Source organism: Cutibacterium sp. (assembly GCF_030525615.1).
Classification (GTDB): domain Bacteria; phylum Actinomycetota; class Actinomycetes; order Propionibacteriales; family Propionibacteriaceae; genus Cutibacterium.
In genome coordinates, this window is sequence record NZ_JAUNEJ010000001.1 from 278,954 (window position 1) to 302,366 (window position 23,413).

At 60.2% G+C, this 23,413-nt stretch carries 16 protein-coding genes, 3 pseudogenes and 1 riboswitch; of the genes and pseudogenes, 14 read left to right on the top strand and 5 right to left on the bottom strand.

Annotation, left to right across the window (positions count from 1 at the left end; genetic code table 11):
- Nucleotides 1-11: 11 nt before the first annotated feature.
- The 3 genes and pseudogenes from Q4B98_RS01285 to Q4B98_RS01295 form a co-directional block, all read right to left on the bottom strand.
- Nucleotides 12-497 carry a hypothetical protein gene (locus tag Q4B98_RS01285; protein WP_303194886.1) on the bottom strand — a complete coding sequence of 162 codons (486 nt, stop codon included), beginning with the start codon at nt 495-497 and terminating at the stop codon, nt 12-14.
- Nucleotides 498-645: 148 nt separating this feature from the next.
- Nucleotides 646-2,028, bottom strand: coding sequence for an MFS transporter (locus Q4B98_RS01290; RefSeq protein WP_303194887.1), 1,383 nt, complete (start codon nt 2,026-2,028; stop codon nt 646-648).
- Between the two features lie 68 nt (nt 2,029-2,096).
- Nucleotides 2,097-2,297 (bottom strand): annotated as a pseudogene (locus tag Q4B98_RS01295) (integrase core domain-containing protein); the annotation flags it as partial.
- Between the two features lie 466 nt (nt 2,298-2,763).
- Here Q4B98_RS01295 and Q4B98_RS01300 point away from each other — a divergent pair.
- The 7 genes and pseudogenes from Q4B98_RS01300 to Q4B98_RS01330 all read left to right on the top strand — a co-directional run bounded on the left by Q4B98_RS01300 (nt 2,764) and on the right by Q4B98_RS01330 (nt 11,878).
- Nucleotides 2,764-2,988 (top strand): helix-turn-helix domain-containing protein, encoded by a 225-nt coding sequence (locus tag Q4B98_RS01300; RefSeq protein WP_368492292.1) that lies wholly within the window; start codon nt 2,764-2,766, stop codon nt 2,986-2,988.
- Nucleotides 2,989-4,838, top strand: a pseudogene (locus Q4B98_RS01305) (site-specific DNA-methyltransferase).
- Nucleotides 4,838-7,423 carry a DEAD/DEAH box helicase gene (locus Q4B98_RS01310; RefSeq protein WP_303194891.1) on the top strand — a complete coding sequence of 862 codons (2,586 nt, stop codon included), beginning with the start codon at nt 4,838-4,840 and terminating at the stop codon, nt 7,421-7,423. The pseudogene Q4B98_RS01305 and the gene Q4B98_RS01310 overlap by 1 nt, the downstream one beginning before the upstream one ends.
- Nucleotides 7,424-7,494: 71 nt before the next feature.
- Nucleotides 7,495-7,601: riboswitch (TPP riboswitch) on the top strand.
- Nucleotides 7,570-8,403, top strand: coding sequence for a hydroxyethylthiazole kinase (gene thiM, locus Q4B98_RS01315; RefSeq protein WP_303194893.1), 834 nt, complete (start codon nt 7,570-7,572; stop codon nt 8,401-8,403). Its footprint overlaps the riboswitch before it by 32 nt.
- Nucleotides 8,390-9,034: a thiamine phosphate synthase gene (gene thiE / locus Q4B98_RS01320; protein WP_303194895.1), complete on the top strand. Its 645-nt coding sequence runs from the start codon at nt 8,390-8,392 to the stop codon at nt 9,032-9,034. The genes thiM and thiE overlap by 14 nt, the downstream gene beginning before the upstream one ends.
- 127 nt (nt 9,035-9,161) lie before the next feature.
- A complete protein-coding gene (locus Q4B98_RS01325) occupies nt 9,162-10,130 on the top strand; it encodes an L-lactate dehydrogenase (protein WP_303195561.1) in 969 nt (322 codons plus the stop codon).
- Nucleotides 10,131-10,171: 41 nt separating this feature from the next.
- Nucleotides 10,172-11,878 carry an NAD-dependent malic enzyme gene (locus Q4B98_RS01330; RefSeq protein ID WP_303194896.1) on the top strand — a complete coding sequence of 569 codons (1,707 nt, stop codon included), beginning with the start codon at nt 10,172-10,174 and terminating at the stop codon, nt 11,876-11,878.
- Between the two features lie 110 nt (nt 11,879-11,988).
- Here Q4B98_RS01330 and Q4B98_RS01335 read toward each other — a convergent pair whose 3' ends face one another.
- Nucleotides 11,989-12,246, bottom strand: a complete 258-nt coding sequence (locus Q4B98_RS01335) for a hypothetical protein (RefSeq protein WP_303194897.1) — start codon at nt 12,244-12,246, stop codon at nt 11,989-11,991.
- On the opposite strand from Q4B98_RS01335, the pseudogene Q4B98_RS01340 reads away from it, so the two are divergent.
- Together Q4B98_RS01340 and Q4B98_RS01345 are read left to right on the top strand one after the other, a co-directional pair.
- Nucleotides 12,227-12,529, top strand: a pseudogene (locus tag Q4B98_RS01340) (hypothetical protein); the annotation flags it as partial. The gene Q4B98_RS01335 and the pseudogene Q4B98_RS01340 overlap by 20 nt on opposite strands.
- Nucleotides 12,530-12,700: 171 nt before the next feature.
- Nucleotides 12,701-13,693, top strand: coding sequence for a DUF4192 domain-containing protein (locus Q4B98_RS01345; protein ID WP_303194898.1), 993 nt, complete (start codon nt 12,701-12,703; stop codon nt 13,691-13,693).
- A gap of 9 nt (nt 13,694-13,702) precedes the next feature.
- Here the strand turns inward: Q4B98_RS01345 and Q4B98_RS01350 are convergent, their stop codons facing one another.
- The gene (locus Q4B98_RS01350; protein WP_303195562.1) at nt 13,703-14,458 is read right to left on the bottom strand and encodes a VIT family protein; all 756 of its coding nucleotides are present in this window, start codon (nt 14,456-14,458) and stop codon (nt 13,703-13,705) included.
- Nucleotides 14,459-14,664: 206 nt separating this feature from the next.
- Here Q4B98_RS01350 and leuS point away from each other — a divergent pair, with 206 nt between their 5' ends.
- The 5 genes from leuS to holA all read left to right on the top strand — a co-directional run bounded on the left by leuS (nt 14,665) and on the right by holA (nt 23,348).
- Nucleotides 14,665-17,145, top strand: a complete 2,481-nt coding sequence (gene leuS / locus Q4B98_RS01355) for a leucine--tRNA ligase (protein WP_303194900.1) — start codon at nt 14,665-14,667, stop codon at nt 17,143-17,145.
- Nucleotides 17,146-17,296: 151 nt separating this feature from the next.
- Nucleotides 17,297-18,145, top strand: coding sequence for a helix-hairpin-helix domain-containing protein (locus Q4B98_RS01360; protein WP_303194902.1), 849 nt, complete (start codon nt 17,297-17,299; stop codon nt 18,143-18,145).
- A 40-nt stretch (nt 18,146-18,185) separates the two neighbouring features.
- Nucleotides 18,186-20,465, top strand: a complete 2,280-nt coding sequence (locus tag Q4B98_RS01365; protein ID WP_303195564.1) for a ComEC/Rec2 family competence protein — start codon at nt 18,186-18,188, stop codon at nt 20,463-20,465.
- 142 nt (nt 20,466-20,607) lie between these two features.
- Nucleotides 20,608-22,317 (top strand): DEAD/DEAH box helicase, encoded by a 1,710-nt coding sequence (locus Q4B98_RS01370; protein WP_303195566.1) that lies wholly within the window; start codon nt 20,608-20,610, stop codon nt 22,315-22,317.
- A gap of 32 nt (nt 22,318-22,349) precedes the next feature.
- Nucleotides 22,350-23,348 (top strand): DNA polymerase III subunit delta, encoded by a 999-nt coding sequence (gene holA / locus Q4B98_RS01375; protein WP_303194904.1) that lies wholly within the window; start codon nt 22,350-22,352, stop codon nt 23,346-23,348.
- The last annotated feature ends 65 nt before the right edge of the window (nt 23,349-23,413 follow it).

Here is a 23,413-nt window from a genome sequence, read left to right on the forward strand (position 1 = left end):
CAACCCACGAACTACTTCAACACACGAATAGACTCGCCCACCTTATCCAAATCAGCCTTACGAGACTCCTCAAAAAATGCTGCAATACTCACCACAGTTGTGTCATCAATCTGAATAAACCACACACGCCCAGGGAAATTATTTGTGGTGACGGTATAATCAATTGCTTTCGTCTTGCGCCCATTGATCTCTAAATCTTCATGTTTCCCAAGAGCCATATTCGCCGTGAGTCCTTGAGCCACAAATTGTGCCTGTGCAGCAGTAATCTCCGGAAAATCCGCAGAATAGTTCCCGGCTACATAATTCGAACGATTCTGCGAAGCATGAGCATTCGTCCAACCAAAAAATTGTGGAGTGGGATAATCGAAATCTTCCGGATACGCAAACTCTACAAAATCTGCCACAGTATCCGTCACCCAGCCCTCAGGCACCTTAGACTCCTCTTTTCCGCCAGCACAGCCTGCAAGCGCAAGCGCACACACAGCCAGCAGGCTCATGATTTTTTTATTTTCATTGCGATTCCTCTCTTGATGATCTTAAAAATCATTCATCTGGCGGCGCCCATCCGAGCCAATCTCCCCCAGATACTGCTTGGTCTTGACTGAAGAACTTTCAATAGATTGTTTCATATTATGATGCACCACACTAGCGGACGCAACCGGTCTTGGCGTGGTGGCTGGCGATGATCTCCTTCTCGTCGCGACCGATGATTGCGAAGAGAATCATGGTCAGGACGGCGAAGATGACGAACACGGTGAACGTGACGTCCCATCCGGCGTACTTGACGATGAGACCAACACCGGTGGAGGCCAGGGTGGCGCCCAGCAGGTAGCCGAAGAGGCCGGTGAAGCCGGCGGCGGTACCAGCGATGTTGTGCGGGGCCAGGTCGATGGCCTGCAGGCCGATGAGCATGACCGGGCCGTAGATCAGGCCGCCGATACATGCGACGAGGATGATGAGGACCGGCAGCGGGGTGCCGACCGGGACGAGCCAGTAGGCGGCGATGGCGATGGCAGTCAGCGCGGTGAAGAGAATTCCGGCGCCGGAGCGGTAGCCCTTAAACAGTTTGTCAGATAGGTAACCGCAGAGGATGGTGCCGAGGATGCCGGCCAGCTCGAAGGCCGCGAAGCCGACAAGGCCGCCGTCGATCTTGATGTGGTGCTTCTCAGAGAGGAAGACGGTGATCCAGTTCAGTACGCCGTAACGCAGGGCGTAGACGAACACGTTGGCCACGGCCAGCATGACGATGGTGCGGTTCATGAGGACGTACTTGAACAGCAGCTCACGGCCGGAGATCCCGGAGTCCTCCTTGACCTCCACCTTGGCTGGGTCGTTTCGGTAATCCTCAATGGCAGGCAGACCGACGGACTCGGGGGTGTCGCGCACCAGGAAGAACCCGAGGATGGCGACGATGAGGGCCACGACGGCCGGGACCCAGAAGGCGGCGCGCCAGTCCTGAGCGGTCCAGGCTAGGCCCAAGCCGATGAGGGATGGCAGTGCGGCCCCACCGACGTTGTGGGCAGTGTTCCACAGCGAGGTTTTCCAACCGCGCTCGTTGGTGGAGAACCAGTGCACCAGGACGCGACCGCACGGCGGCCAGCCCATGCCTTGGAACCACCCGTTGATGAACATGAAGATGGCGAAGATGCCGACGGAGGCGGTGACCCACGGCACGAATGCCACGAAGAGATTTACGATGGCCGACAGTGCCAGTCCCAGTGGCAGAAAGTAGCGCGCGTTGGCCCGGTCGGATAGCATCGCAGAGAAGAACTTGGACAGACCGTAGGCGAACAGTACAGCGTTGGCGATGATGCCGATGCCGACGGTGTCGATGCCGGTGTCCTTGATGAGGAGAGTCGCCACCGGGGAGATGTTGTTTCGGACCAGGTAGAAGCCCGCGTATCCGAGGAAGATACCCATGAACACCTGAAATCGCAGGCGCGGGTATTGCTTCGCGATCTCGGCTTCGGGCAGGCGCGGAGCCGGCGGTGGCGCGCTGAGCCAAGAGGGCAGGGAGAGCTTGGCCATGACTGGCACTCCTTCGTGCATGAGGTCGTAAATGCCTAGGCGGGCAGGACATAACTCAGATATCTATGCTAGCTGTAGTTGGTCATGACGTTATCGACGCCGGTGTGGAGGCGTGAGGCCGGGGGTTGATCGCTGCAGGCGGTGTGGGGTCGATGATAGTTGTCGTGGTGGACCCACACAGCGATCGCTTCGCGGCGCTCGGCTTCGGATGTGTAGCAGCGGGCGTAAAGACACTCGTCGCTCAACAGTCGTTGGTAGCGCTCGATTTGCCGTTGTGGCGGTTACGGAATCATCTGGGGATAGGGTGGGCGAGGTTGTCGTCTTTTCACTCTGCAGGCTGGATCGACACGCCGCCAGGTTCGCTTGCGTCACACTAGTGGTACTGGGGCTGGTCGAAACAGGGTGTATCGACGAGTTTGACACTGCGTGTGTTTCGGGGTGTGCGACCACCCCACAGACAGAACACCCCCGCCTATGCGGTGGCGACTCGATGACCAGCACTCCATTGGTCGTTGTGTGGCTCGCTGACCTCAATCACATAGGAACTAAGGCCAACCAGCCAATCACAACGGGGGCAAGCCCGCCAACCACAACCAGTACGTGTCCACGCGTTAAACTCACACATCGAGGCCTTCGTATTACCGAGAGTTCCAACAACATGCGGGGACGTTACGGCTACCTGGACGATGTGTACGATGTTGCAGAAGAGGAGCAGTCATGACGAAGCCTCCCGCGATCGCGGTGAGCTACAAGCCCTTGTGGAAACTGCTCATTGATAGAGAGCTTCAAAAGCAAGACCTACGCAAGATGACCGGGCTTTCGGGAGCGACCATCGCCAAGCTCGGCCGCGACGAAAACGTCACCACGACCGTCCTCGTGAAGATTTGCGAAGCGCTCGACTGCGACATCGCCGACATCTGCGAGGTCGTCCCCACCGAGATGAAGAGAGAGACTGACTAGATGACCGCTCAACGTCTCCAGCTCACCTGGTACAACAAGGACAAGGCTCTCATCCCCACTGAGACCGGCAAGTACGGCTACACGTGGGTTGACCCTTCTGATCCGCGCTACTGCGAAACCCACACCCTCGTGATGGACGACTATGTGCAAGGTAGCCAGACACCGAAGTCTGACGAGTTCGCCTACTCCGAGCGCGCCGATCTGGAACCTCAGGACGATAACCTGCTCATACTCGGCGAATCCGGCGACGTTCTTGAGGCCCTTACGCGGGTGCCCGAGCTGGCTGACAAGTACGTAGGCAAGGTCAAGCTCATCTACATTGATCCGCCGTTTAACACCGCGCAAACATTCGCGAGCTACGAAGACAACTTGGAGCACTCCATCTGGCTGACCATGATGCGCGACCGGCTGCTCCACATGAAGAAATTACTTGCCGATGACGGGTCTATATGGGTCCATCTGGATGATGTGGAGGTTCACCGGATGCGCGTGCTGATGGATGAGGTCTTCGGAGCCGGGAATTTCCTCGCAGAAGTGGCATGGGAGAAGGTCTACTCTCCAAGAGGCGATGCAAAGGAATTTAGTAAGCGAATCGACACAATTTTGGTTTATCGCGCAGGCGAAGAGTTTTCCTTAAACGCAATAGAGAAGCCTGCAAATCTTGACCAATTCCGGCTAGTCGATGAAGACGGTCGGCACTACAGATCCGACCCTCTCCGAAAGTGGGGCAAAAACAGTCGCCGAGAAGATCGCCCTAATCTCTGGTACCCGATTTGTAACCCTCACGGGGAGGAGGTTTGGCCTATTAAACCAGATGGGACGCAAGGCAATTGGCGATGGAAGAGAGAAAAGGTTCAGGCTGACTACTCTGAGATTGACTGGCTCGATAAAGGGAACGGGCTTCAGCCCTACCTGCGCCAGTATGCCGAATCCTCAAATACGCGCCCACCTGAGACCCTGTGGGGTTCTATGGAAACCGGGCACAGCCAAGAAGGGAAAGAGGAGGTAAAGGCACTCTTCCCTGGGCTGGTGCCGTTCTCCACTCCCAAACCTGAGCGTCTTCTTGAGCGGATTATTCATATTGGTTCTAATCCTGGCGATATTGTGTTGGATTGTTTTGCTGGGTCGGGGACGACGGCTGCGGTGGCGCAGAAGATGGGGCGGCGTTGGGTGACGTGTGAGTTGGTGGCGGACACGTTTGAGCGGTTTACGAAGCCGCGTTTGACAAAAGTAGTCAATGATGAGGATCGGGGGGGGTAACCCGTTGTAAGGGCCAGCGTGTTGCTGCTGATGGTGTGGAACTGCCTGATGGTGTGAGCCCGGATGATGCGGCGAAATTCACGAGCGTGTTGAACAAGTTGGTCAAGGATGACCCTGAGGCGAAGAACGATCCTCGTATTAAGGCGCTCAAGGCTGCTGCTAAGACCAAGCGTTCGAAAGATGTGGTGAATTGGCGGGGTGGGGGTGGTTTCCAGGTCGCGCACCTGTCGCCGGCCTGTTTTGATTATGACCCCAAGTTGGGTCGGGTGATGCTGACAGCCGCAGCGACCGGACAGACTCTAATCGAGTCGGTGGCCGCCAATCTCGGGTTCACACTGCTGCACCCGGATGATGATTACGTCTTTGATGCCCGCCGTGGCAATGCCTTGTTGAAGGTGGTGGAGGGTGCGGCCACAACCGAGATCGTTGACTGGCTTGCTTCCCAAAGCAAGCCCGGGGAGACGATCGTACTGGCCGCCACCATCGTGATGGACGGGGTACGTGAGCATCTACGCACACTGGTGAAGGGGTCGCGAGTGGTTGCCCTGCCGGATGATGTGTTTCGCTACAGCGAGGGTGGTGAGCTGTGATGGCGGCCAGGCTCAACATCAGTTGTGATTCCGACATGCTGGAGTCGATTAGTGCCGAGTTCGATCTGCGTGCCCCGAATAAGGAAGCGCTACGCGAACTGGTGCTCACCCTTGATGGTGATTATGACCCGGCTGTGATGCAGGTGCTCAACCTGGCGACCGGTGTGGGTAAGACCTTTCTGATGGCGGCGTTTGTGGAGTACCTGCGCCGACAGGGGGTCGGCAACGTCGTGATCGTCACCCCAGGCAAGACGGTGCAGGCGAAGACGGTGCAGAATTTCACGCCTGGTTCGTCCCGTTACATCACCGGCGCGGCGGTGCCGCCCGAGGTAGTGACCCCGCAGGATTATTCGGCGTGGATCGCCCGGCAGAACGGTCCGGTTCAGCTCGCGTTCGGGCGGGAGACCCCGATGTTGGCGTTCATCTTTAACATTCAGCAGTTGATCGCCCCGAAGGACGCTGAGGGTGATACCCACGGCGCTACGCAGGATGCGATGCGTCGTAAGCCGCGCCGGTTTGATGAGAATGCCGGCGTGCTCTTCGACTACCTCAAGGGTCTCGATGATCTGGTGGTGATCGCGGACGAGTCCCACCTGTACGGGGCCAGTGCGGTCGCGTTCAATGCAGCGTTGAAGGAGCTTGATCCGGCAGCGGCGATCGGGTTGACCGCGTCGGTGGACAAGAAGACCGATCATGTGATTTACGAGTACCCGCTCTACCGCGCCATCCAGGACAAGTACGTCAAGGCCCCCGTGTTGGCGTTCCGCAAGACTGGATATGGCACCGATGAAGCCTCCGAGGAGCAACAGTTGCGCGACGCGCTGCAGCTGCGCACCCTCAAGCAGGTCTACTACGACTCGTATGCGGCTTCCCAGAACCGCCCCCGTGTGAATGCGGTGGCGTTCGTGGTCTGCTCGGATGTGGAGCACGCCACCCAGGTTGCCGAGCTTTTGCGTACCCCTGAATATCTCGGCCACGACGAGGCCGTGCTGCAGGTGGACTCTAAGCATGAGGATGAGTTGACTCAGTGCCGCCTCGACCAGCTCGACCTCCCCGAATCGCCGGTACTGGCGGTGGTGAGTGTCAACAAACTCAAAGAAGGCTGGGATGTCAAGAACATCGCCGTCGTGGTCACCTTGCGGGCGATGGCCTCACAGGTGCTGACCCAGCAGACGATGGGGCGCGGGCTGCGGCTGCCGTTCGGTAAGTACACGGGTGTGGGCCAGATTGACCAGCTCGACATCATCGCCCACCAATCCTTCACCGAGCTGCTCAACGCGGAGAACGTGCTGCAGCAGTTCGGATTGGACGAAGCCGTCGCCGCACCCGACAAAGCCAAGGTTGAGGAGGCGATCCGCAAAGCCGCCGAAGAGTCCGGCACGGATACAGGTACGCCCACGACCGGCGGTGACCAACCAACGACGACAACCGGTTGTGAACCGGGTACCGGTGTCAGTGGTGAGGTCGCCGGTGGTGTGGCTCCGCGGCCGGGAACCGTTCCCGTCAGCGGCGATAACACCGGCGCGAGTTTGCCTAGTGTCGGGGTTCGTACCATCACCGAGCAGGAGGATCAGCCCGCCTGGGAGTTGGTGTCGATCGGACGCAACTCCAGCTTCGCTGAGGTGTCCTACCAGTTCCCGGTGACGACGATGACAGTGCAGCAGCCGCCCATTGACCTGTCAGAAATCAGTGACGCCGAGGTTGAGCAAGCCGCCCGGCGAGTGACCTCCGCTGGGGATGTGCTGCTACGCAAAGAGATCATTGCCGCCCGGGGCAAGAAACTGCGGGCCGAGGATCGAGAAAGCGCCGAAGTTGACTCCGTCCACGTCGACGATGTCGACGCCGAGGAGGCGCTGGTCAAACTGGTTATTAACATGTCGCTGGTGCCCAAAACCGAGCAGACTGCCCGCTACGTCGCCACGTTCTTGGTGCCGAAGTTCATGCGCGCCGTGACGTTCACTGGCTGGACCGCCAAATCCCTCGACTCGGCCCGTAATGAGTTAGCGGGGCTGATAAAGAACTACACAGCCGAGACCCTGCGAGCCACCCGCGAGGTACCGACCATTCACCCCAAGTTGATGCCCGGTGACAGCTACACACTCCCACTCGGCGAAAGAATTCATGACCAGATCGAGAGTCGTGACCAGTTCGTGCGAGGCCGGGTCTATCGGGGCTGGTTTAAGTCGCTATTCGCTGAAGAATCCTTCGATTCCTTCACCGGTGAATACCAGCTTGCTCGCCTGCTTAACACGTCGCCGGGGATCGTGTGGTGGCATCGCCTGCACTCGCAAGACCAGGCGTTCGTGTATTACAACGCGAAAGATCGCTACTACCCAGACTTCGTGGCCTTGGACACCAACGGGGTGCACTGGATCATCGAAGGCAAATCAGAGCGGGGCCGTGATGACGCCCAAGTGCAGGCCAAGCGTAAAGCCGCCGAGGCGTTGGTGCGCCGCCTGATTGCCGAGAATGCCTACGCCGGTCAGCACTGGGGCTATCTGATCGCCTACGAGCAAGACACCGCCCGTGCTGATTCTTGGGATGACTTGAAAGCCTTCGCTAGTCCGGTGAGCAACGTTATGTAGCGTAGGACCCCAGTTCCATCGGAGCGGAAAGGGCCTGGCATCGCCAGCACGCCTTGCGGCGCTAGAGTATGGCTTAACGACGCGGGAGCCCGCTGTGGGCTGAGAGGGTGCCGGGAAGGCACCGACCGCCTGAACCTGTCCGGGTTATGCCGGCGAAGGAAGTGGTTAATGTGACTGAATTGTCGAATCTCGTGGCCGAATCGGTGGAGCGACTACGCCGAGATAATCCGTTGGTGCAATGTCTGACAAACATCGTGGTTGCCAATATCACCGCAAATGTGTTGTTGGCTGCCGGAGCTGTTCCCGCCATGGTAGACAACGCCGAAGAATCTGAAGGATTCGCCTCGGCAGCTGACGGTGTTCTCGTCAATACGGGTACTCCGTATCGAGAGACCGCCGAAGCCATGGTCGCTGCGGCGCGAGGAGCGGCCAGCAGCGGCACGCCGTGGGTGCTTGACCCGGTGGCTGCGGGAATGCCATGGCGTACCCAGGTGTCTCTTGACGCTCTAAGCGTCGGCGCTCCCGCTGTCATTCGCGCGAATGCTTCTGAGGTCTTGGCATTGGCTGGTACTGCTGCCTCTGCGCGTGGTCCGGAGGCAGGAGACACCGTTGAAGGTGCTTTGGCATCCGCAGCTCAGCTTGTGCGTAGCTACGGCACCGCGGTCGCTATTAGTGGTCCTGTCGATCACATCGTCGACGCACACCGCCATGTCACCGTCTCATCGGGGCATGAGTGGATGACCAGGGTGACGGGGGTTGGGTGCTCCCTAGGAGCCCTCACGGCGGCTTTCGCTGCCGTGCAGAGCGATCACGTTATTGCCGCCGCCTCCGCGACCGCCATGCTGTGTGTGGCCGCCGAACGAGCGGCGGCTCGCAGTGTCGGCCCGGGAGGCTTTGCGCAAGCTCTCATGGATGAATTGTTCCTGGTCTCACCCGACGAGGTTGGCGAGAGAGGAGGGCTTCGCGATGTCACGGCCTGATTTCGATATGTCGGTGTACCTCGTCACAGACACCGCCCAATGTGGTGGCCCTGATGGGGTCGTCGAGACTGTGCGGCGTGCTATCGCCGGCGGGGTGACAATGGTCCAGTTCCGCGACCATGATCTGTCCGACGACGAATTCGTTACCTTGGGGCGACGGATAAGAGAAGAGTGCAGCGGCGTTCCCCTCATTATTGACGACCGGGTTCATCTGGTGAGTGCAATCGGAGCCGATGGTGCCCATGTTGGACAGTCTGATATGCCGGTCGACCAGGCCCGTGCGATTCTGGGCGACGATCTGCTGATCGGCTTGTCTGCCCAGACCCCCGCGCAGGTGGAGGCTGCGCTATCCCACGGTCGTCGCGTGGTCGACTATGTGGGAGTCGGGGCCCTGCATGGCACTGGAACGAAGCCTGAAGCTGGGGAACTCGGCCTGGCCAAAGTAGGCGATGTCGTCAAGGCCAGCCCGTGGCCAGTGTGTGTCATCGGCGGGGTGAGTGCTGCCGATGCCCGCGATGTGGTTCGGGTGGGGTGTGACGGTCTGAGTGTCGTCTCGGCGATTTGTCGCAGTAAAGATCCTGAATCCAGTGCGCGGGAACTCGTCGAAGCGTGGCACAAAGCCAAGGAATAAGAACTGACGAATAAAGGCCATGCCCTGATCGTCAAGGCGTGCACAAATGGCCATCTGAGGTGGCATCTTGTTCAGATGAGCGGCTCTGGTGCGCACCGTTGGGGATCAGGTGCGAGGCCACCCTAAGATAGCCGTCATGAGCACTTCTGACGTCACTCATCGCGCCTCCAAGATCTCCGTCGTTGGCGCCGGTTCGGTTGGTTCCTCGCTGGCCTACGCCTGCCTTATTCGCGGGTCCGCTGACCTTGTTGCCCTGTACGACATTGCTAAGGACAAGGTTGAGGCCGAGGTGGCGGATCTCGCCCATGGCACTCAGTTCACTCCCGCTTCGGTTCTGGGGGGTGCAGACGTTCACGACACCGCCGATTCTGATGTCGTTTTCATCACTGCCGGGGCTCGTCAGAAGCCGGGCCAGAGCCGACTCGAACTCGCCGGTGTCAACGCTAATATCCTGCGTTCTCTCATGCCGCAGTTGGTTGAGCAGTCCCCGAACGCGCTGTTCGTTCTCGTCACGAACCCTTGCGATGTCCTGACCGTCGTCGCCCAGCAGGCCACCGGGCTGCCAGCCCATCGAGTTTTCTCCACCGGCACCATGCTCGACACTTCGCGGTTGCGCTGGCTGATTCGGCAGTGGGCGAACGTCGAGCAGCGCCACGTCCATGCCACCATCGTGGGTGAGCACGGCGACTCCGAGTTTCCACTGTGGTCGACTGCCAACATCTCAGGTGTGCCGATCCGGGATTGGACCGTCGAGGGTGAGCGTGTCTTCACCGAAGAGGTGCTGGCCGACCTGGCTCACGAGGCTGCATTCGCCGCGTACAAGATTATTGAGGGGAAGGGTGCGACGAACTACGCCATCGGTTTGACGGGCGCTCGTCTTGCAGAGTCACTGCTGAGTGCGGGCCGATCCGTCCTGCCGCTGTCCAGCGTCATCGAAGATGTTCACGGCGTCTCCGGTGTGGCTTTGTCCCTGCCGTGCATTGTCTCCCGTGACGGCATCGAGGGAGTGGTTCCCATCGCCATGAGTGCAGAAGAGATTTCCTCCCTCAAGGCATCTGCAGAACGTTTGCGTGACACGTTGTCATCCATCTCGTGACGCGCTGAGCATTTGTGCTGTCGGCCTCTAAGCTAGGGGGTATGTCGGTTCCTTTTCATTACGTACAGGACAGTGACGGGGAAGTTCTGAAGATTGCGGCTCGCGGCCAGGAAGTGTTGACGAATCCCCTAGTCAACCGAGGAACGGCCTTCACCCTCGAAGAGCGCAAGGCCCTTGGTCTGACGGGTCTTCTCCCGTCGGGAGTCATGACGATCACCGACCAGCTCAAGCGGGTTTACGCGCAGTACTCGGCGCAGCCGGACGATCTGGCGAAGTACCTGTACCTCAACCACATGCATGACCGTAACGAGGTGCTGTACTTCCGCCTTATTGCCGAGCACATCGAGGAAATGCTGCCCATCGTCTACACCCCGACGATCGGCAAGGCGATTGAGGAATACAGCCACTGGTATGACCGCCCGCGCGGGATTTACCTGTCCATTGACGATCCGGAAGACATGGAGCAGGCTCTCGGGCAGTTGGGTCATGGTCCAGACGATGTTGACCTCATCGTGGCCACCGACGCAGAGGGAATTTTGGGTATCGGCGACCAGGGGGTCGGTGGCGTCGCGATCACCGTAGGAAAGCTGGCGGTGTACACCGCTGCTGCCGGAATCCATCCGCACCGAGTACTGCCAGTCGTCCTCGACGTCGGCACCGACAACATGGAACGTCTCAATGACGACGGTTACCTCGGCGTACGGCACCCACGTGTACGCGGCGAGCGTTACGACGACTTCATTGAGCATTACGTGGAGACTGCGCACCGTATGTTCCCGCACGCTCTGTTGCACTGGGAAGACTTCGCTGCCGGCAACGCCACTCGAATCCTTAACAAGTATCGCGATGACTACTGCACCTTCAACGACGACATTCAGGGCACGGCGGCTGTGGTCGTCGCCGCTGTGCTGAGTGCTGTCAAGACTTCTGGCATTCCGCTGAGCAAGCACCGCATCGTCATTCACGGGGCTGGCTCGGCTGGTACGGGTATCGCCAACCTCCTGATACAGCTCATGGTCAGCCAGGGAACGGATGAGCAGACCGCGCGTTCTCACTTTTGGGGATTGGGATCACGGGGACTGCTGCGAGAAGGTCTGCGACTGCGTGACTTCCAGCAGCCATTCGCACGGAGCAAGGAAGAACTGGAAGGCTGGATCATCGACACCCCTGACCAGTACACGCTGAGTGACGTGGTGCGTAATGTCCATCCGACGATCCTTATTGGCTGCTCAGCTCAGGCAGGTGCGTTCACCGAGGAGATCGTCAAGACAATGGCGGCTCACTGTGATCGTCCGGTCATCATGCCGTTGTCGAACCCGACTCGAAAGGCCGAGGCGCTGCCTTCTGACATTCTCACGTGGACTGACGGACGTGCCCTGGTGGCCACCGGTTCGCCGTTCAAGCCGGTCATGATAAACGGCGTGACCTATCAGATCGCCCAAGCTAACAACGCTCTGGTCTTCCCAGGTATCGGTCTAGGAACCATCGCTGTACAGGCTTCTCGGGTCACTAAGGGGATGATCGCAGCTGCCGCCGAGGCCGTCGCTTTGCACGTGGACAACCGTGTGATGGGGGCCTCTCTGTTGCCGTCTATCAACACTCTAAGGCCGCTGTCGGCGTCGGTGGCCATTGCCGTCGCTCAGAAGGCGATGGAGGAAGGTGTGGCGACCGAGGCGACGGACAACCCGGTTGAGAAGGTGTTCTCGGCGATGTGGCAGCCACGCTACCCGCGTATCGAGGTCGTCTGATGGCACGGACTCTCTGACACAGAACTCACCATGAGGGACTCGGCTTGACGCTGAGTCCCTCGTTTGGCGCGGGTCCCTTACCTATGCGACATGGGCACCGCAGGTACCGATCAGGCTTTAATGGTCAGCGCTGAAATGGGGGAGGACATAATGGGGGAGGACATCCCGGACCCGTGGGTGAGCATGACGGTGGAGTCAGTGCGTGGGCAGTCGAAGGTGACCGTGCCGTGGACCTTCTGGCCTGGAGAAACGGTGTCGCCGAATGTTCCGGTGGGCGGAAAGGTCGGCTCATGGATATTCGTCGACTCGTTTTCCATGATGAACAGGGTGTAGTCACTCAGAGTCCCCTTGGTCACTTCGACGCTCACCGTGAGGGTGACGTTTCCCGGACCCCAGCTGACGTTGTCGATCGACCATGTTCCTTCGGATGAGTTGTCCTTGGAGGAGAACGGTACTGACGAGGCGATAGCGGTGACCGATGCCGGGATAGGTGTCGGGGTGGATGTTGATGACGGTGTCGCCACCGGGGTTGGTGTGGGGGTCGAGGAAATCTCAGACTCGCTGGTGACCCGGCGGGCGACCACAACGAGGGCGACGATGACCGCTGCTGCGACGATGGCAGCGATCCAACCGCCGTGGCGTTTCGGGGGTTGATACTGGCTGATGTCAGGCGGTTGGCTCATGGTGGCTCCACTGTACGTGGTCGACGGGTATCAGCGTTGTCCACAGGTTGACGGTGAGACGAGATGACGGGGTCGTGAGTTATCCACAGATTCGAAATTGCTTGGCGGATTTTGCAGGGTTGAGACGACAACTATAGGTATGACAACACTGCATTCATCCATGACCGACAACCGTGATCCGCTAACAGTCAGGACCGTCGACGAGGCGATAACCCTGGCACCTTATCTGCTGGGGTTCGCCCCCAGCGAGAGCCTGCTCTTGATCGTTGCTGACGATGGCGCCGCCTGCCAGGGTTTCGTCGCCCGGGTTGATCTTGGCGACGTTGCCTCAGCCGCAGCTATGGATTCCTTTGCTTATCGAGTCATCTCCCTGGCCGGGCAAGGACGGACTGTCATGTTGGCCTTTAGCAAGGATCAAGACCGTGGCATGGCGGTGCTACACCTGGCCACTCGCGCAATGAAGGGTATGAATATTGGTGACGCCGCTTGGACTGACGGCCAGAGTTGGCGCAGCGTTTTCTGCGACGAACAGAACTGTAAGGAGAATCACCCATACATTCCGGCACCGAAGATTGCTGCCGAGGCGGTGTATCGGGGACTCACTGTTGTACCAAGTCGTACCCAACTCGTCGATCAACTGTCAGGGCCTGGACGAACCTGTGACCCCGATACCCGCCGACTCATTACAAACGCGCGGAGACGGCTTTCTCGTCGTAGCGATGACGTGGTCGCTGCCAGGTGCCGTGCCCTCGTGAAGTCCGGCTCACCGATTGACAGTGCCGTCGTCGTGGAGATGGCGGTAGCTGCCCAACGCCCTGAGGTGGCGCGCACCTTATGGATGACGATGGAACGGGAGCACGCTGCCGAATGGCTGACGATCTGGGCCCAAGCCCTCGCGATGATCCCAGATCGGATGGCTCCAGCTCCGCTGGCCTTGTGCGGGTTGGCCGGATGGCTGAGCGGGGACGGGGCAGTGGCGTCAATATGTGCCTGCCGGTGTGAGGGGATGGCAGGGGGAGCGGACCTGCCGGAGGCTTTGGCGGCTATCGTCGGTGCTTTCGTGCCTCCCAAACTGTGGGACGTCATGGACCACGACCCGACGTTGATCGCTCACCCTCCCCTGGACGAGTGAGTTACAGGTCTAGACCTGTGTGCCGACAAGGTGACCGATGAGGTAGGTGATCGTCATCGAGCAGATACCCACGATGATGTTGCGGGCGATCGGGCGGATTTTGCCGCCGCCGCTGGCGAGGGCCGAACCCAGGCCCGTGAGGAACAGGCCGATGATCGTCGCGGCGATAGTCATGTAGACCCTGATCGTCATGGGGGAACACACCATGGCGAGCAGCGGGACGAGGGCACCAACGGTGAAGGCACTCATCGAGGCGAAAGCGGCGTGCCAAGGGTTGGTGTACTCGTCAGGGTCGATACCCAACTCAGCCTCAGCGTGGGCGCGTAGCGGATCGCGAGCGGTGAGCTCACGGGCAACTTGGCGAGCAGTCCCTTCAGACAGCCCCTTGTCTGAGTAGATCTTGGCAAGTTCCTCGAGTTCTTCGCCAGGGAAGTCGCGTAGTTCAGCGGCCTCCTTGGCCATGACAGCTTTCTCGATGTCGCGCTGGGAACTCACGGAGACATACTCGCCACCGGCCATTGACAGCGCGCCGGCGACAAGACCTGCCAAGCCGGCGATGAGGAGGGAGGAACGATCGACGGTGGCACCGGCAACGCCCATGACGATGCCTGCTGTTGAGATGATGCCGTCGTTGGCTCCAAGTACTGCAGCGCGCAGCCAGTTGAGTTTGGAGTTGAGACTTCCTATGCCCTTGTCAGCGTCGTGACGCTTACGGGCGGGAGTGGAAGAATCTATTGAGATGTCGGGGGGCAGGGCGGACAGCACCGGAACGGAGGCCGTTTCGGTCTTCTCCGCAGGCCTAGTCGAGCGATATGCCGTGGTGCTCACGAGATCAACTGTGCTCTTATTGAACGAGCGTTCACAAGGAAGGACAGGGAACCCTCACGGTATATGTGGGGCAGTGTCGCTAAACTTTGGCCCGTATGTGTCGCGGGTCTGGTAAGACCCGTAATGGATCCGAGAGGTGTGACGTGAGCGACCAGGTGCGCGAGACGACGGGCTACGACGCAACCGCAGCCCAAGAGAAATGGTCCAAGTACTGGGAGGAGAACCGCACCTTCGCAGCCCTTGACGATGGCTCCAAGGAGCGTCGCTACGTCCTCGACATGTTTGCCTACCCCTCTGGCGACCTACACATGGGTCATGCCGAGGCCTTCGCCATTGGCGACGTGCTGGCACGATACTGGCGGCTGCGCGGGTATGACGTCTTGCACCCAGTCGGCTGGGACTCCTTCGGCCTACCGGCCGAGAATGCCGCCATCAAGCATGGCACTCACCCAGCCGAATGGACCTACAACAACATCGACACCCAGGCGGCCTCGTTCAAGCGATATGCCGTCTCCTTCGACTGGTCAATGAGGCTGCACACTTCTGACGAGGAGTACTACCGCTGGACCCAGTGGCTGTTTAACCGCTTCTTCGAGAAAGGACTGGCCTACCGAAAGGATTCCTGGGCCAACTGGTGCCCCAATGACCAGACTGTCCTTGCCAACGAGCAGGTCAAGGATGGCTGCTGTGAACGGTGCGGAGCGGTCGTCACCAAGCGTCAGCTCAACCAGTGGTACTTCCGCATTACTGACTACGCGCAGCGTCTGCTCGACGATATGGATCAGCTCGAGGGCAAGTGGCCCGATCGAGTGTTGTCGATGCAGCGCAACTGGATCGGACGCTCGGAGGGCGCCTACGTCGACTTCACCATCGACGGTCGCAAGGAGCCGGTGCGGGTTTTCACCACTCGTCCCGACACCCTCTATGGGGCAACCTTTATGGTCGTCGCTCCCGACTCGACTCTGGCCCAGGAGATCGTCTCCGATGAGGCCCGTCCGGGCTTCGAGGCTTACCTTGACGACGTTAAGAAGAAGTCCGAGATTGAGCGTCAATCCACCGAGCATGAGAAGACCGGCGTGCCTCTCGGAGTCGAGGCGACGAACCCGGTCAATGGGGCCAAGGTCCCGGTATGGGCTGGTGACTACGTGCTGGCTGACTACGGCACCGGCGCTGTCATGGCCGTGCCGGCTCACGACCAGCGTGACCTTGACTTCGCTCGCAAATACGGCATTGACGTCATCCCGGTTATCGACACCGGCGAGGCTGATCCGCGCGAGTCCGGTGTTGCCACTACCGGTGACGGTGCTTACCAGAACTCCGGATTCCTGGACGGGATCACCACCAAGGCCGAAGCCATCAAGAAGATGTGTGAATTCCTTGATGACAAGGGCTCCGGTGAGCCGACGATCACCTATCGTCTGCGCGACTGGTTGCTGAGCCGTCAGCGCTTCTGGGGATGTCCGATCCCGATCATCCACTGTGATTCCTGTGGCGACGTCCCCGTCCCCGATGACCAGCTGCCAGTCAAACTGCCCGACTTGCGCGGTGCTGATCTAGCCCCCAAAGGGAAGTCTCCGCTTGCCGGTGAGGAGGCGCGCGAGTGGCGTGAGGTCTCGTGCCCCCGGTGTGGCAAGCCTGCACAGCGTGACACCGACACCATGGACACGTTCGTGGACTCGTCTTGGTACTTCTTGCGTTACTGCTCCCCCCATTTCGATCAGGGGCCGTTCGACGCTGAGGCCGTGCGTCGGTGGATGCCGGTCGCCCAGTACATCGGCGGCGTCGAGCACGCCACGATGCACCTGCTGTATGCGCGATTCTTTACCAAGGTGCTGTACGACCTTGGCATGATCGACTTCACCGAGCCTTTCCAGCGGCTCATGAATCAGGGCCAAGTCATCAACGAGGGCCGGGCGATGTCTAAGTCACTGGGCAACGGCGTTGACCTGGGTAAGCAGATCGACGAGTTCGGCGTCGATGCCGTGCGGACCACCGTCATTTTCGCTGGCCCGCCGGATGAGGATATTGACTGGGCGGACGTTTCCCCAGCCTCGACCTTAAAATTCCTGCAGCGTGCTTGGCGGGTGGCCTCTGAAGTCACCAGCGACCCAGACGTCGACCTGACCAAGGGTGACGCAGGGCTGCGCCGAGTGACCCACCGCAGTATCGCCGACATCACTGAGCTGCTCGATGGCGGTCGATTCAACGTGGTGGTGGCACGCATCATGGAGCTGGTCAATGCGACGCGCAAGGCGATCAACTCTGGTTGTGGGCCGGCCGATCCAGCGGTGCGTGAGGCCGTCACTTTTACCGCGCAGGCGTTGTCCCTGGTGGCCCCGTACGTGGCTGAGGAGATGTGGGAGATGCTTGGCTTGGAGCCGTCCGTCGCCAACTCCCAGTGGCCGACCGCCGACAAGTCGTTGCTGGTTGCCGAGGAGGTGACCATGGTGGTCCAGGTGACCGGCAAGGTCCGTGCGAAGATTCAGGTGAGTCCTGATATCACCGAGGACGAGGCCCGTGAATTGGCGTTGGCTGATTCCAACGTTCAGCGGTTCACCGAGGGCAAGGAGATCGTCAAGGTCATTGCCCGACTGCCCAAGATGATTTCCATCGTTGCGAAGTGACCATGTGAGCTTTCTGTGATGCCGGTTGAAGGTTGACATCCTGACGACGCGGCGGCGAGCCTGTGGACAACAGACTCGCCGCCGCGTCGCGTTGTCCACAGATTTGCAGAAGGGTGGTGGATCTCGGGGACCTCCGACGATAACTGTAAGTATGAGCGACGAATACCGAGAACGCCTCGAGAATCTCATGGCGCGTTTGCCTGCCCGAAATCTGGGACCGAGACGATCTGCCAGTCCTGGGGGCGAAGAACCGGAGGAGCCTGCGAGGCCGAAACGATCAGTAACCCGAGTTCACGCCTCGGCGGTGGGAATCTTGCTGGTATTGGTGTTGTCAGTGGTGGCTGTGGGCTTGTTGAGGTCCAAGCCCACCGAAATACCTGCCGGGGCGGTCGCCGTCTCGACAGTGCCTGAGGGTGCCACCTTGCCCGGTTCTACCAGCAGTGACACGGACACGCCGCTCGTTGCGGGCGCTGCACCGGTCTCAGCGCCAGCATTGAGTCCCTCCCCAACTCCGACTCACAGTGTCCAAGTCCATGTGGCGGGTCAGGTGCGGCACCCTGGTGTCTACACGGTGTCTTCCGGTGCGAGGGTCGCGGACGCCATCAAGGCGGCAGGAGGTATGGCGTCTGGAGCTCACCCAGGACGCCTCAACCTTGCCGCCCCGGTGTGTGATGGCTGCCAGATATGGATTCCTTCTCGCGGGGATGGAACAGTGACTGCACCTGGCGAAGCGGCCGGTGGCATGAAGGGGCAAGGGTCTGAACCAAGTGGTGCCGGTGCGGCAGCTGGTGGGTCATCGGCTGCTGGGACCTTAATCAATCTCAATACTGCCGGCCAGAGTGAGCTTGAGTCGATTGATGGGGTGGGTCCCGTCATGGCAGGCCGAATCATGGCGTGGCGGCAGGAACATGGCCGTTTTACCTCGGTTGACCAGCTGCGTGAGATTTCTGGTATCGGACCCAAGACCTTCGAGAAGATCAAACCCCATGTCTCGGTCTAAGGCTGTTCACGGCAAGCAGGCCGTCACTCCAGATGTGCGTATGGTCCCAGTTGCGGTGACGGCGTGCGCGGCAGCTGCACTCGGGATCAGCGGTCATCACTGGATGATCGCCGGTGCCGCTGCAGGCTGCCTTGTCGCGACCATGATCGCGACATGGTGCAGGAAATGGCTGGTGGTCGTCGCGGCCCTCGTGGGTCTCAGCGTCGTTGTCGCTGCCGGAATGCGCGATCACATCGTTCATGGCATGGGGGTAGCTGAGCTTGCCGACCAAGGGGTCATGGCGACGCTGATAGGTCGAGTTGTGGCGGAGCCACGGACCTTCGAGGGTAATGGCTCGCCGGGATCGACGGTCGTGTTAAGCCTCGCTGTCACTCGAGTCAGCTCAGACGAGCGCATCATCAGACAGTCGGCGCGGGTCGTCGTCATGGCAACTGGGGCTAGATCGGCCGCTGCCGCAAACGTCTCTGTGGGGGAACACATCAAGGTTCGGGGTCTGCTGACCCCACCACAGGAGGGACGCTCAGAAGCAGCCGTCATGAAACTGCGGTCGCCTCCCACGGTTGTCGCTCCCGCTGGTCCGCTGGATCGGGTGGTTAATCGCTTTCGCGCCGGTCTGGTGGAGGCGGTGAAAGGGTGCTCTGACGAGCAACGCGCCATCGTGCCATCCCTGGTTGTTGGGGATACTGCTGCGGTCTCGGAGGAGGTGTCTGAGGAATTCCGCGCCACCGCGTTGACTCACCTTATGGCCGTGTCGGGAGCCAATCTCGCTGCTACGACCGCTCTGCTGTGGTGGATTGGGGCGTGGTGTGGGATGAAGAGGCGCGGATTACGGGTACTCTCGGTGGCCGGAGTCGTCGGCTTCGTCGTGGTGTGTCGAGCTGAGGCCTCCGTAGTGCGCGCTGCCGCCATGGGGGTCGTGGCCATGACAGCCACCGGAGTGGCCTTCGATCGTCGCGGGGGAGTTCGAACTCTGGCGGTTGCTGTGATCGGCCTCATGCTTGTCGACCCGTGGCTGGTGCGATCTGTCGGGTTTTGGTTGTCCGTCTGCGCCACCGCTGGAATTTTGTGGTGGGCCCAACCGTGGATAGCTGCGATGACATGGGCACCAACGTGGCTGGCAGCAGCCGTCACCGTGCCATGGGCCGCCCAACTAGCGACCCAACCCGTCGTCACCTGGATGGCAGGGACGGTATCCACCACTGGGTTGGTCGCTAACATGGCAGCCGCTCCTTTCGTCCCGTTGGCCTCGGTGCTCGGGATGACGACGGGAATCCTTGCTTTTATGTGGCCACCCTTGGCCGTGCCGCTGGGACGCCTGGCTGGATGGTGTGTTCAGCCAATCCTCTGGATCGCTCACCTGGGAGCTAAAGCTCCTGCGGGACTCCTGACATGGCCAGCTGGACGGACAGCTCTCGTCGTCCTCGCGGGGCTGTGTCTGGGGCTGGCTTTGGTCACGCCGACGGTTTTGGCGCGTCCGTGGTTGACGGTGATGGCGGCGGTTGTGATGGTTGCGGCGACCGTTGTCCGACCTCCGGTTCCAGGGTGGCCAGGCGTCTGGCACATTGCCGTCTGCGACGTCGGGCAGGGGAGCGCGGCTGTGGTCCGTTCCGGCCCACGTTCAGCAGTCGTTGTCGACACCGGTCCCGATCCGGGCAAGCTGGGCCGCTGTCTCGATGATCTCGACGTCGATCAGGTGCCCGTGGTGGTTCTCAGCCACTACCACGCCGATCACATTGATGGCTTGAACGCACTTCGCGATCATGGGCCGACTGGGACTTTTATCGTCTCCCAGGTGGGCCTTCCGGACGGGGCGGTCAAGCGGGTCAAACAGGCCGCAGCACAAATGGGGGCACAGGTTCGCGCGGCCCGCCCGGGCCAGGTCGTGACGGCTGGTATGGCGCGGCTTGAGCTCTTCGGTGCAGTCCAGTTGGTCGATGCCGACGAATCGGAGGAGTCTGCCGTCGAGAACAATTCCTCTGTCGTGGTCAAAGCAACGGTTGAGGGGTTGCGAGTTCTTCTTCCAGGAGACGCCGGACCCGCCGAGCAGCGTCATATTCTGGCCAGCCACGCGGATCTGTCGAGCGATGTGTTCGTCGTACCCCATCATGGATCTGCGCACCAACACGACGAGTTCTGGGCGGCGACCGGGGCGAGCGTCGCGGTGGTCTCGGCAGGTAAGGTCAATTCTTTCGGTCATCCGTCGCATAAGGCTGTTGGTTTGACTAAGGAGATGGGGATGAAGGTTTATCGCACTGATGAACAAGGTGCGGTCATGATGGCGCGTCGTGGTGAGGCGGTCTTAGTGCGCACTCGGATGTGACCTCGGGGCGCTCGTTTCGGCAACGACAATGGTGGCTTGTTGATGTGGAGGTGTCGGGTGGGCGCGCTAATGTGAACTGCCGATCCGGGCTGTCGGGGAAGGAGAACAGGTGGCGTCACGGTTCACAACCAAGGGACCTCGTATGCCAATGCGCTTGCGTACCTGGCAACGGGAGGCGCTGGATTCTTACCTGGCTGCTAGCCCACGTGACTGGCTGGTATGCGCTACCCCGGGCGCTGGTAAGACCACCTTTACATTGGCGGTCGCTGCGCACTTGTGGCAGGACCACGTCATCAACCGCGTCATTGTCGTCTGTCCGACCGATCACCTGCGCACTCAGTGGATGGTGGCGGCGCGCAGACTCGGCTTCGACCTGCGTGACACTACAAACGCGGAGGCGCTTCCCCCCGACTGTCACGGATGTGTCGTCACCTACGCTCAGGTGGCCCAGAAACCGGCCCTTCATGCCGCCCGTGCCACCAATATGCGTACCCTGGTCATTTTTGACGAAATTCATCACGCCGGTGACGTCATGAGCTGGGGGGCGGGCGTCATTGAGGCCTTCTCGGGTGCAGTGCGACGACTTGGTGTCACCGGCACCCCGTTCCGTTCTGACGAGGCCAAAATCGCCCACGTCCGCTACGAAGAAGTGGGAGACGGCGTCTTCCAGTCCGTCGCTGACTACACCTATGGATACGGTGACGCGTTACGTGACGGCGTTGTACGTCCCGTCACCTTCGCCACGTACACCGGACGATCCACCTGGACTGACGCAGTAGGGGAAACACACACCGCCATTCTTGGAGACTCCGAACTCACCAAAGCTAACGAGGAGATGGCTTGGCGCACAGCACTGGACTCTGACGGAGAGTGGATCGCTCACGTCATGGCGGCCGCGTGGGCGAGGGTGAATCAGCTGCGCGATTCCGGTACTATCCCGCACGCTAAGGTGCTCATTCCGGCCTCGAACCAGAAAGTGGCCAAGGAATACGCCGAGGTCTGGCGACAGGTGACCGGCGATGACCCCTCGGTGATCTTGTCGGAGGACGCGGCCTCAGCCAAGAAACTGACTGCCTACCGTGACGACCCGGACAAGATCTGCGCAGTCTGTGTGCGTCTTATCACCGAGGGTGTCGATATTCCCGACGCGGCGGTGTTGATCTACTCGACGACGGCCTCCACCCCGCTGTTTTTCGCCCAGATGGTAGGGCGTGTGGTTCGTGCTCGCAATCGCCGCGAGCGTGCCACAGTCTTTCTGCCGGCAGTCGGACGTCTCCTCGATCTGGCCTCCGAGATGGAGGAAACCCGCGACCATGTTATTGGGCCGCCCGAAGAGTCCGATCTCATCGAGGAGTTCGATACCCGAGAACGCCGCGAGCCTGATCCTGATACTGGCAGCTGGCAGGCCGTCGCCTCGGACGCCATCCTTGGCGAGGTCATCGACACCTACGCACCTAGCGATGATGGGCTCTTCGCTCTCGACGGTCTCCTGAGTCCCGAGCAGGAACGCGCTCTGCTGGCCCGGGACGAGAAAATCCGGGCTGAGCAGGCCCGCCGGGTGGCGTCAGCTCGCCGAGCCTCCAAGGCATCGAAGGCGGCCGAGGAAAGACAGGCCCGACGTGACGACCTCGTAGCTCTGCAACGTCGTGGTGGTTCGGTGTATGACACAATCAGCGATCCACGTGAAATGCGCCGAGAGATTCACCGCGCCCTTCTTGACTACTCCCGGTATCACGACTTGACGCCGCAAGCGGGCTGGGGACAGCTCTACCGAGAGGTGCCAGGCCCGAAGAACGATTCGGCCTCGATGGACCTTCTGCGCACTCGATTGGAATGGCTGCACTCTCACTGACCCTCCGACAAGGCAGAACACCACCTGGCGCAATGTCGAGGGCATCCTCTGGCATTCTTGGAAAAGTGAGATCGGTCTACGGCACAGCATTGTTGGTTCAGGGGGCGGAGACCCTGCTGTCGGATAGGGCCGTCGACGCCCGGGTAAAAGCCGCCCGACGGGAGGTTCCGGAGGCTGAGCTGGTCGAATTGGAGGGGCGTGACGTCGACGCCGGTCGATTCGTGGAAGCTACCGGTGGATCTCTTTTCAGTGAGGCGACGATTGTCGTCGTCGACTCTGTAGCTGACCTGGACAAGGACTTGTTCGATCTCGTCGCTACCACAGCAGCCCACCCTGCGGACGACTTGTGTCTCATCTTGGTCCATCCCGGCGGGGTGAAGGGAAAAGGGCTGCTCACTAAGCTGTCCAAGGCCAAGATCGAGACGGTAAAAGCGGATACACCCAAACCGTGGGCCATCCCAGACTTCATCGCCAAGGAAGCTCGTCGAGCCCATCTTGACATGGACCATGACGCCGTCAATGCCTTGCACCAGGGTCTTGGTAATGACCTGCGTACCTTGGCCGCCGCAATTGACCAACTGGGAAGTGATTCACCAGATAGTCGTATCACTGCTGAAACCATCACGACCTATTTCGGTGGCAGGGCTGAGATCTCGGCATTCAATGTTGCCGACGCCAGCTTAGAAGGACGACTCCCTGACGCGTTGGAAACCTTGCGGTGGGGATTGTCGGCCGGACTTCAGCCGGCAGCGGTGACGGCTGCCATGGCTCGCGGTCTGCGTTTTCTGGGGCTGTTCTTGGACATGCGCCGTCAGCCAATGGGAGACAAGCAGCTGGCGCAGGCGATCGGAGTCTCGCCGTGGAAGCTGAAGGCTCTCAACAAACAGGCACGGTCCTGGAGCAAGGCGGGCGTGGCAAGGGCAATCCGACTCGTCAACGCCTGCGATGGTGCCGTCAAGGGTGCTGCTGTGGACGCCAACTATGCCCTGGAGTCAATGCTCATCAACGTCGAGAACGCCCGGCGGGCCTGAACAAGGCCCAAGATCGCCAAGCAGGGGACGCCCTTCGGTACGTCAGCAGAAGAAGCACATGAAGC

What these genes read in the sequence shown, in the direction of transcription:
- Q4B98_RS01365 (WP_303195564.1), top strand. Translation starts at nt 18,186, where the DNA reads ATGGTCCCAGTTGCGGTGACGGCGTGCGCGGCAGCTGCACTCGGGATC.
- Q4B98_RS01285 (WP_303194886.1), bottom strand. Translation starts at nt 497, where the DNA reads ATGAGCCTGCTGGCTGTGTGTGCGCTTGCGCTTGCAGGCTGTGCTGGC.
- holA (WP_303194904.1), top strand. Translation starts at nt 22,350, where the DNA reads ATGTCGAGGGCATCCTCTGGCATTCTTGGAAAAGTGAGATCGGTCTAC.
- thiM (WP_303194893.1), top strand. Translation starts at nt 7,570, where the DNA reads ATGCCGGCGAAGGAAGTGGTTAATGTGACTGAATTGTCGAATCTCGTG.
- Q4B98_RS01310 (WP_303194891.1), top strand. Translation starts at nt 4,838, where the DNA reads ATGGCGGCCAGGCTCAACATCAGTTGTGATTCCGACATGCTGGAGTCG.
- Q4B98_RS01360 (WP_303194902.1), top strand. Translation starts at nt 17,297, where the DNA reads ATGAGCGACGAATACCGAGAACGCCTCGAGAATCTCATGGCGCGTTTG.
- Q4B98_RS01290 (WP_303194887.1), bottom strand. Translation starts at nt 2,028, where the DNA reads ATGGCCAAGCTCTCCCTGCCCTCTTGGCTCAGCGCGCCACCGCCGGCT.
- Q4B98_RS01330 (WP_303194896.1), top strand. Translation starts at nt 10,172, where the DNA reads ATGTCGGTTCCTTTTCATTACGTACAGGACAGTGACGGGGAAGTTCTG.
- Q4B98_RS01370 (WP_303195566.1), top strand. Translation starts at nt 20,608, where the DNA reads ATGCCAATGCGCTTGCGTACCTGGCAACGGGAGGCGCTGGATTCTTAC.
- Q4B98_RS01345 (WP_303194898.1), top strand. Translation starts at nt 12,701, where the DNA reads ATGACAACACTGCATTCATCCATGACCGACAACCGTGATCCGCTAACA.
- thiE (WP_303194895.1), top strand. Translation starts at nt 8,390, where the DNA reads ATGTCACGGCCTGATTTCGATATGTCGGTGTACCTCGTCACAGACACC.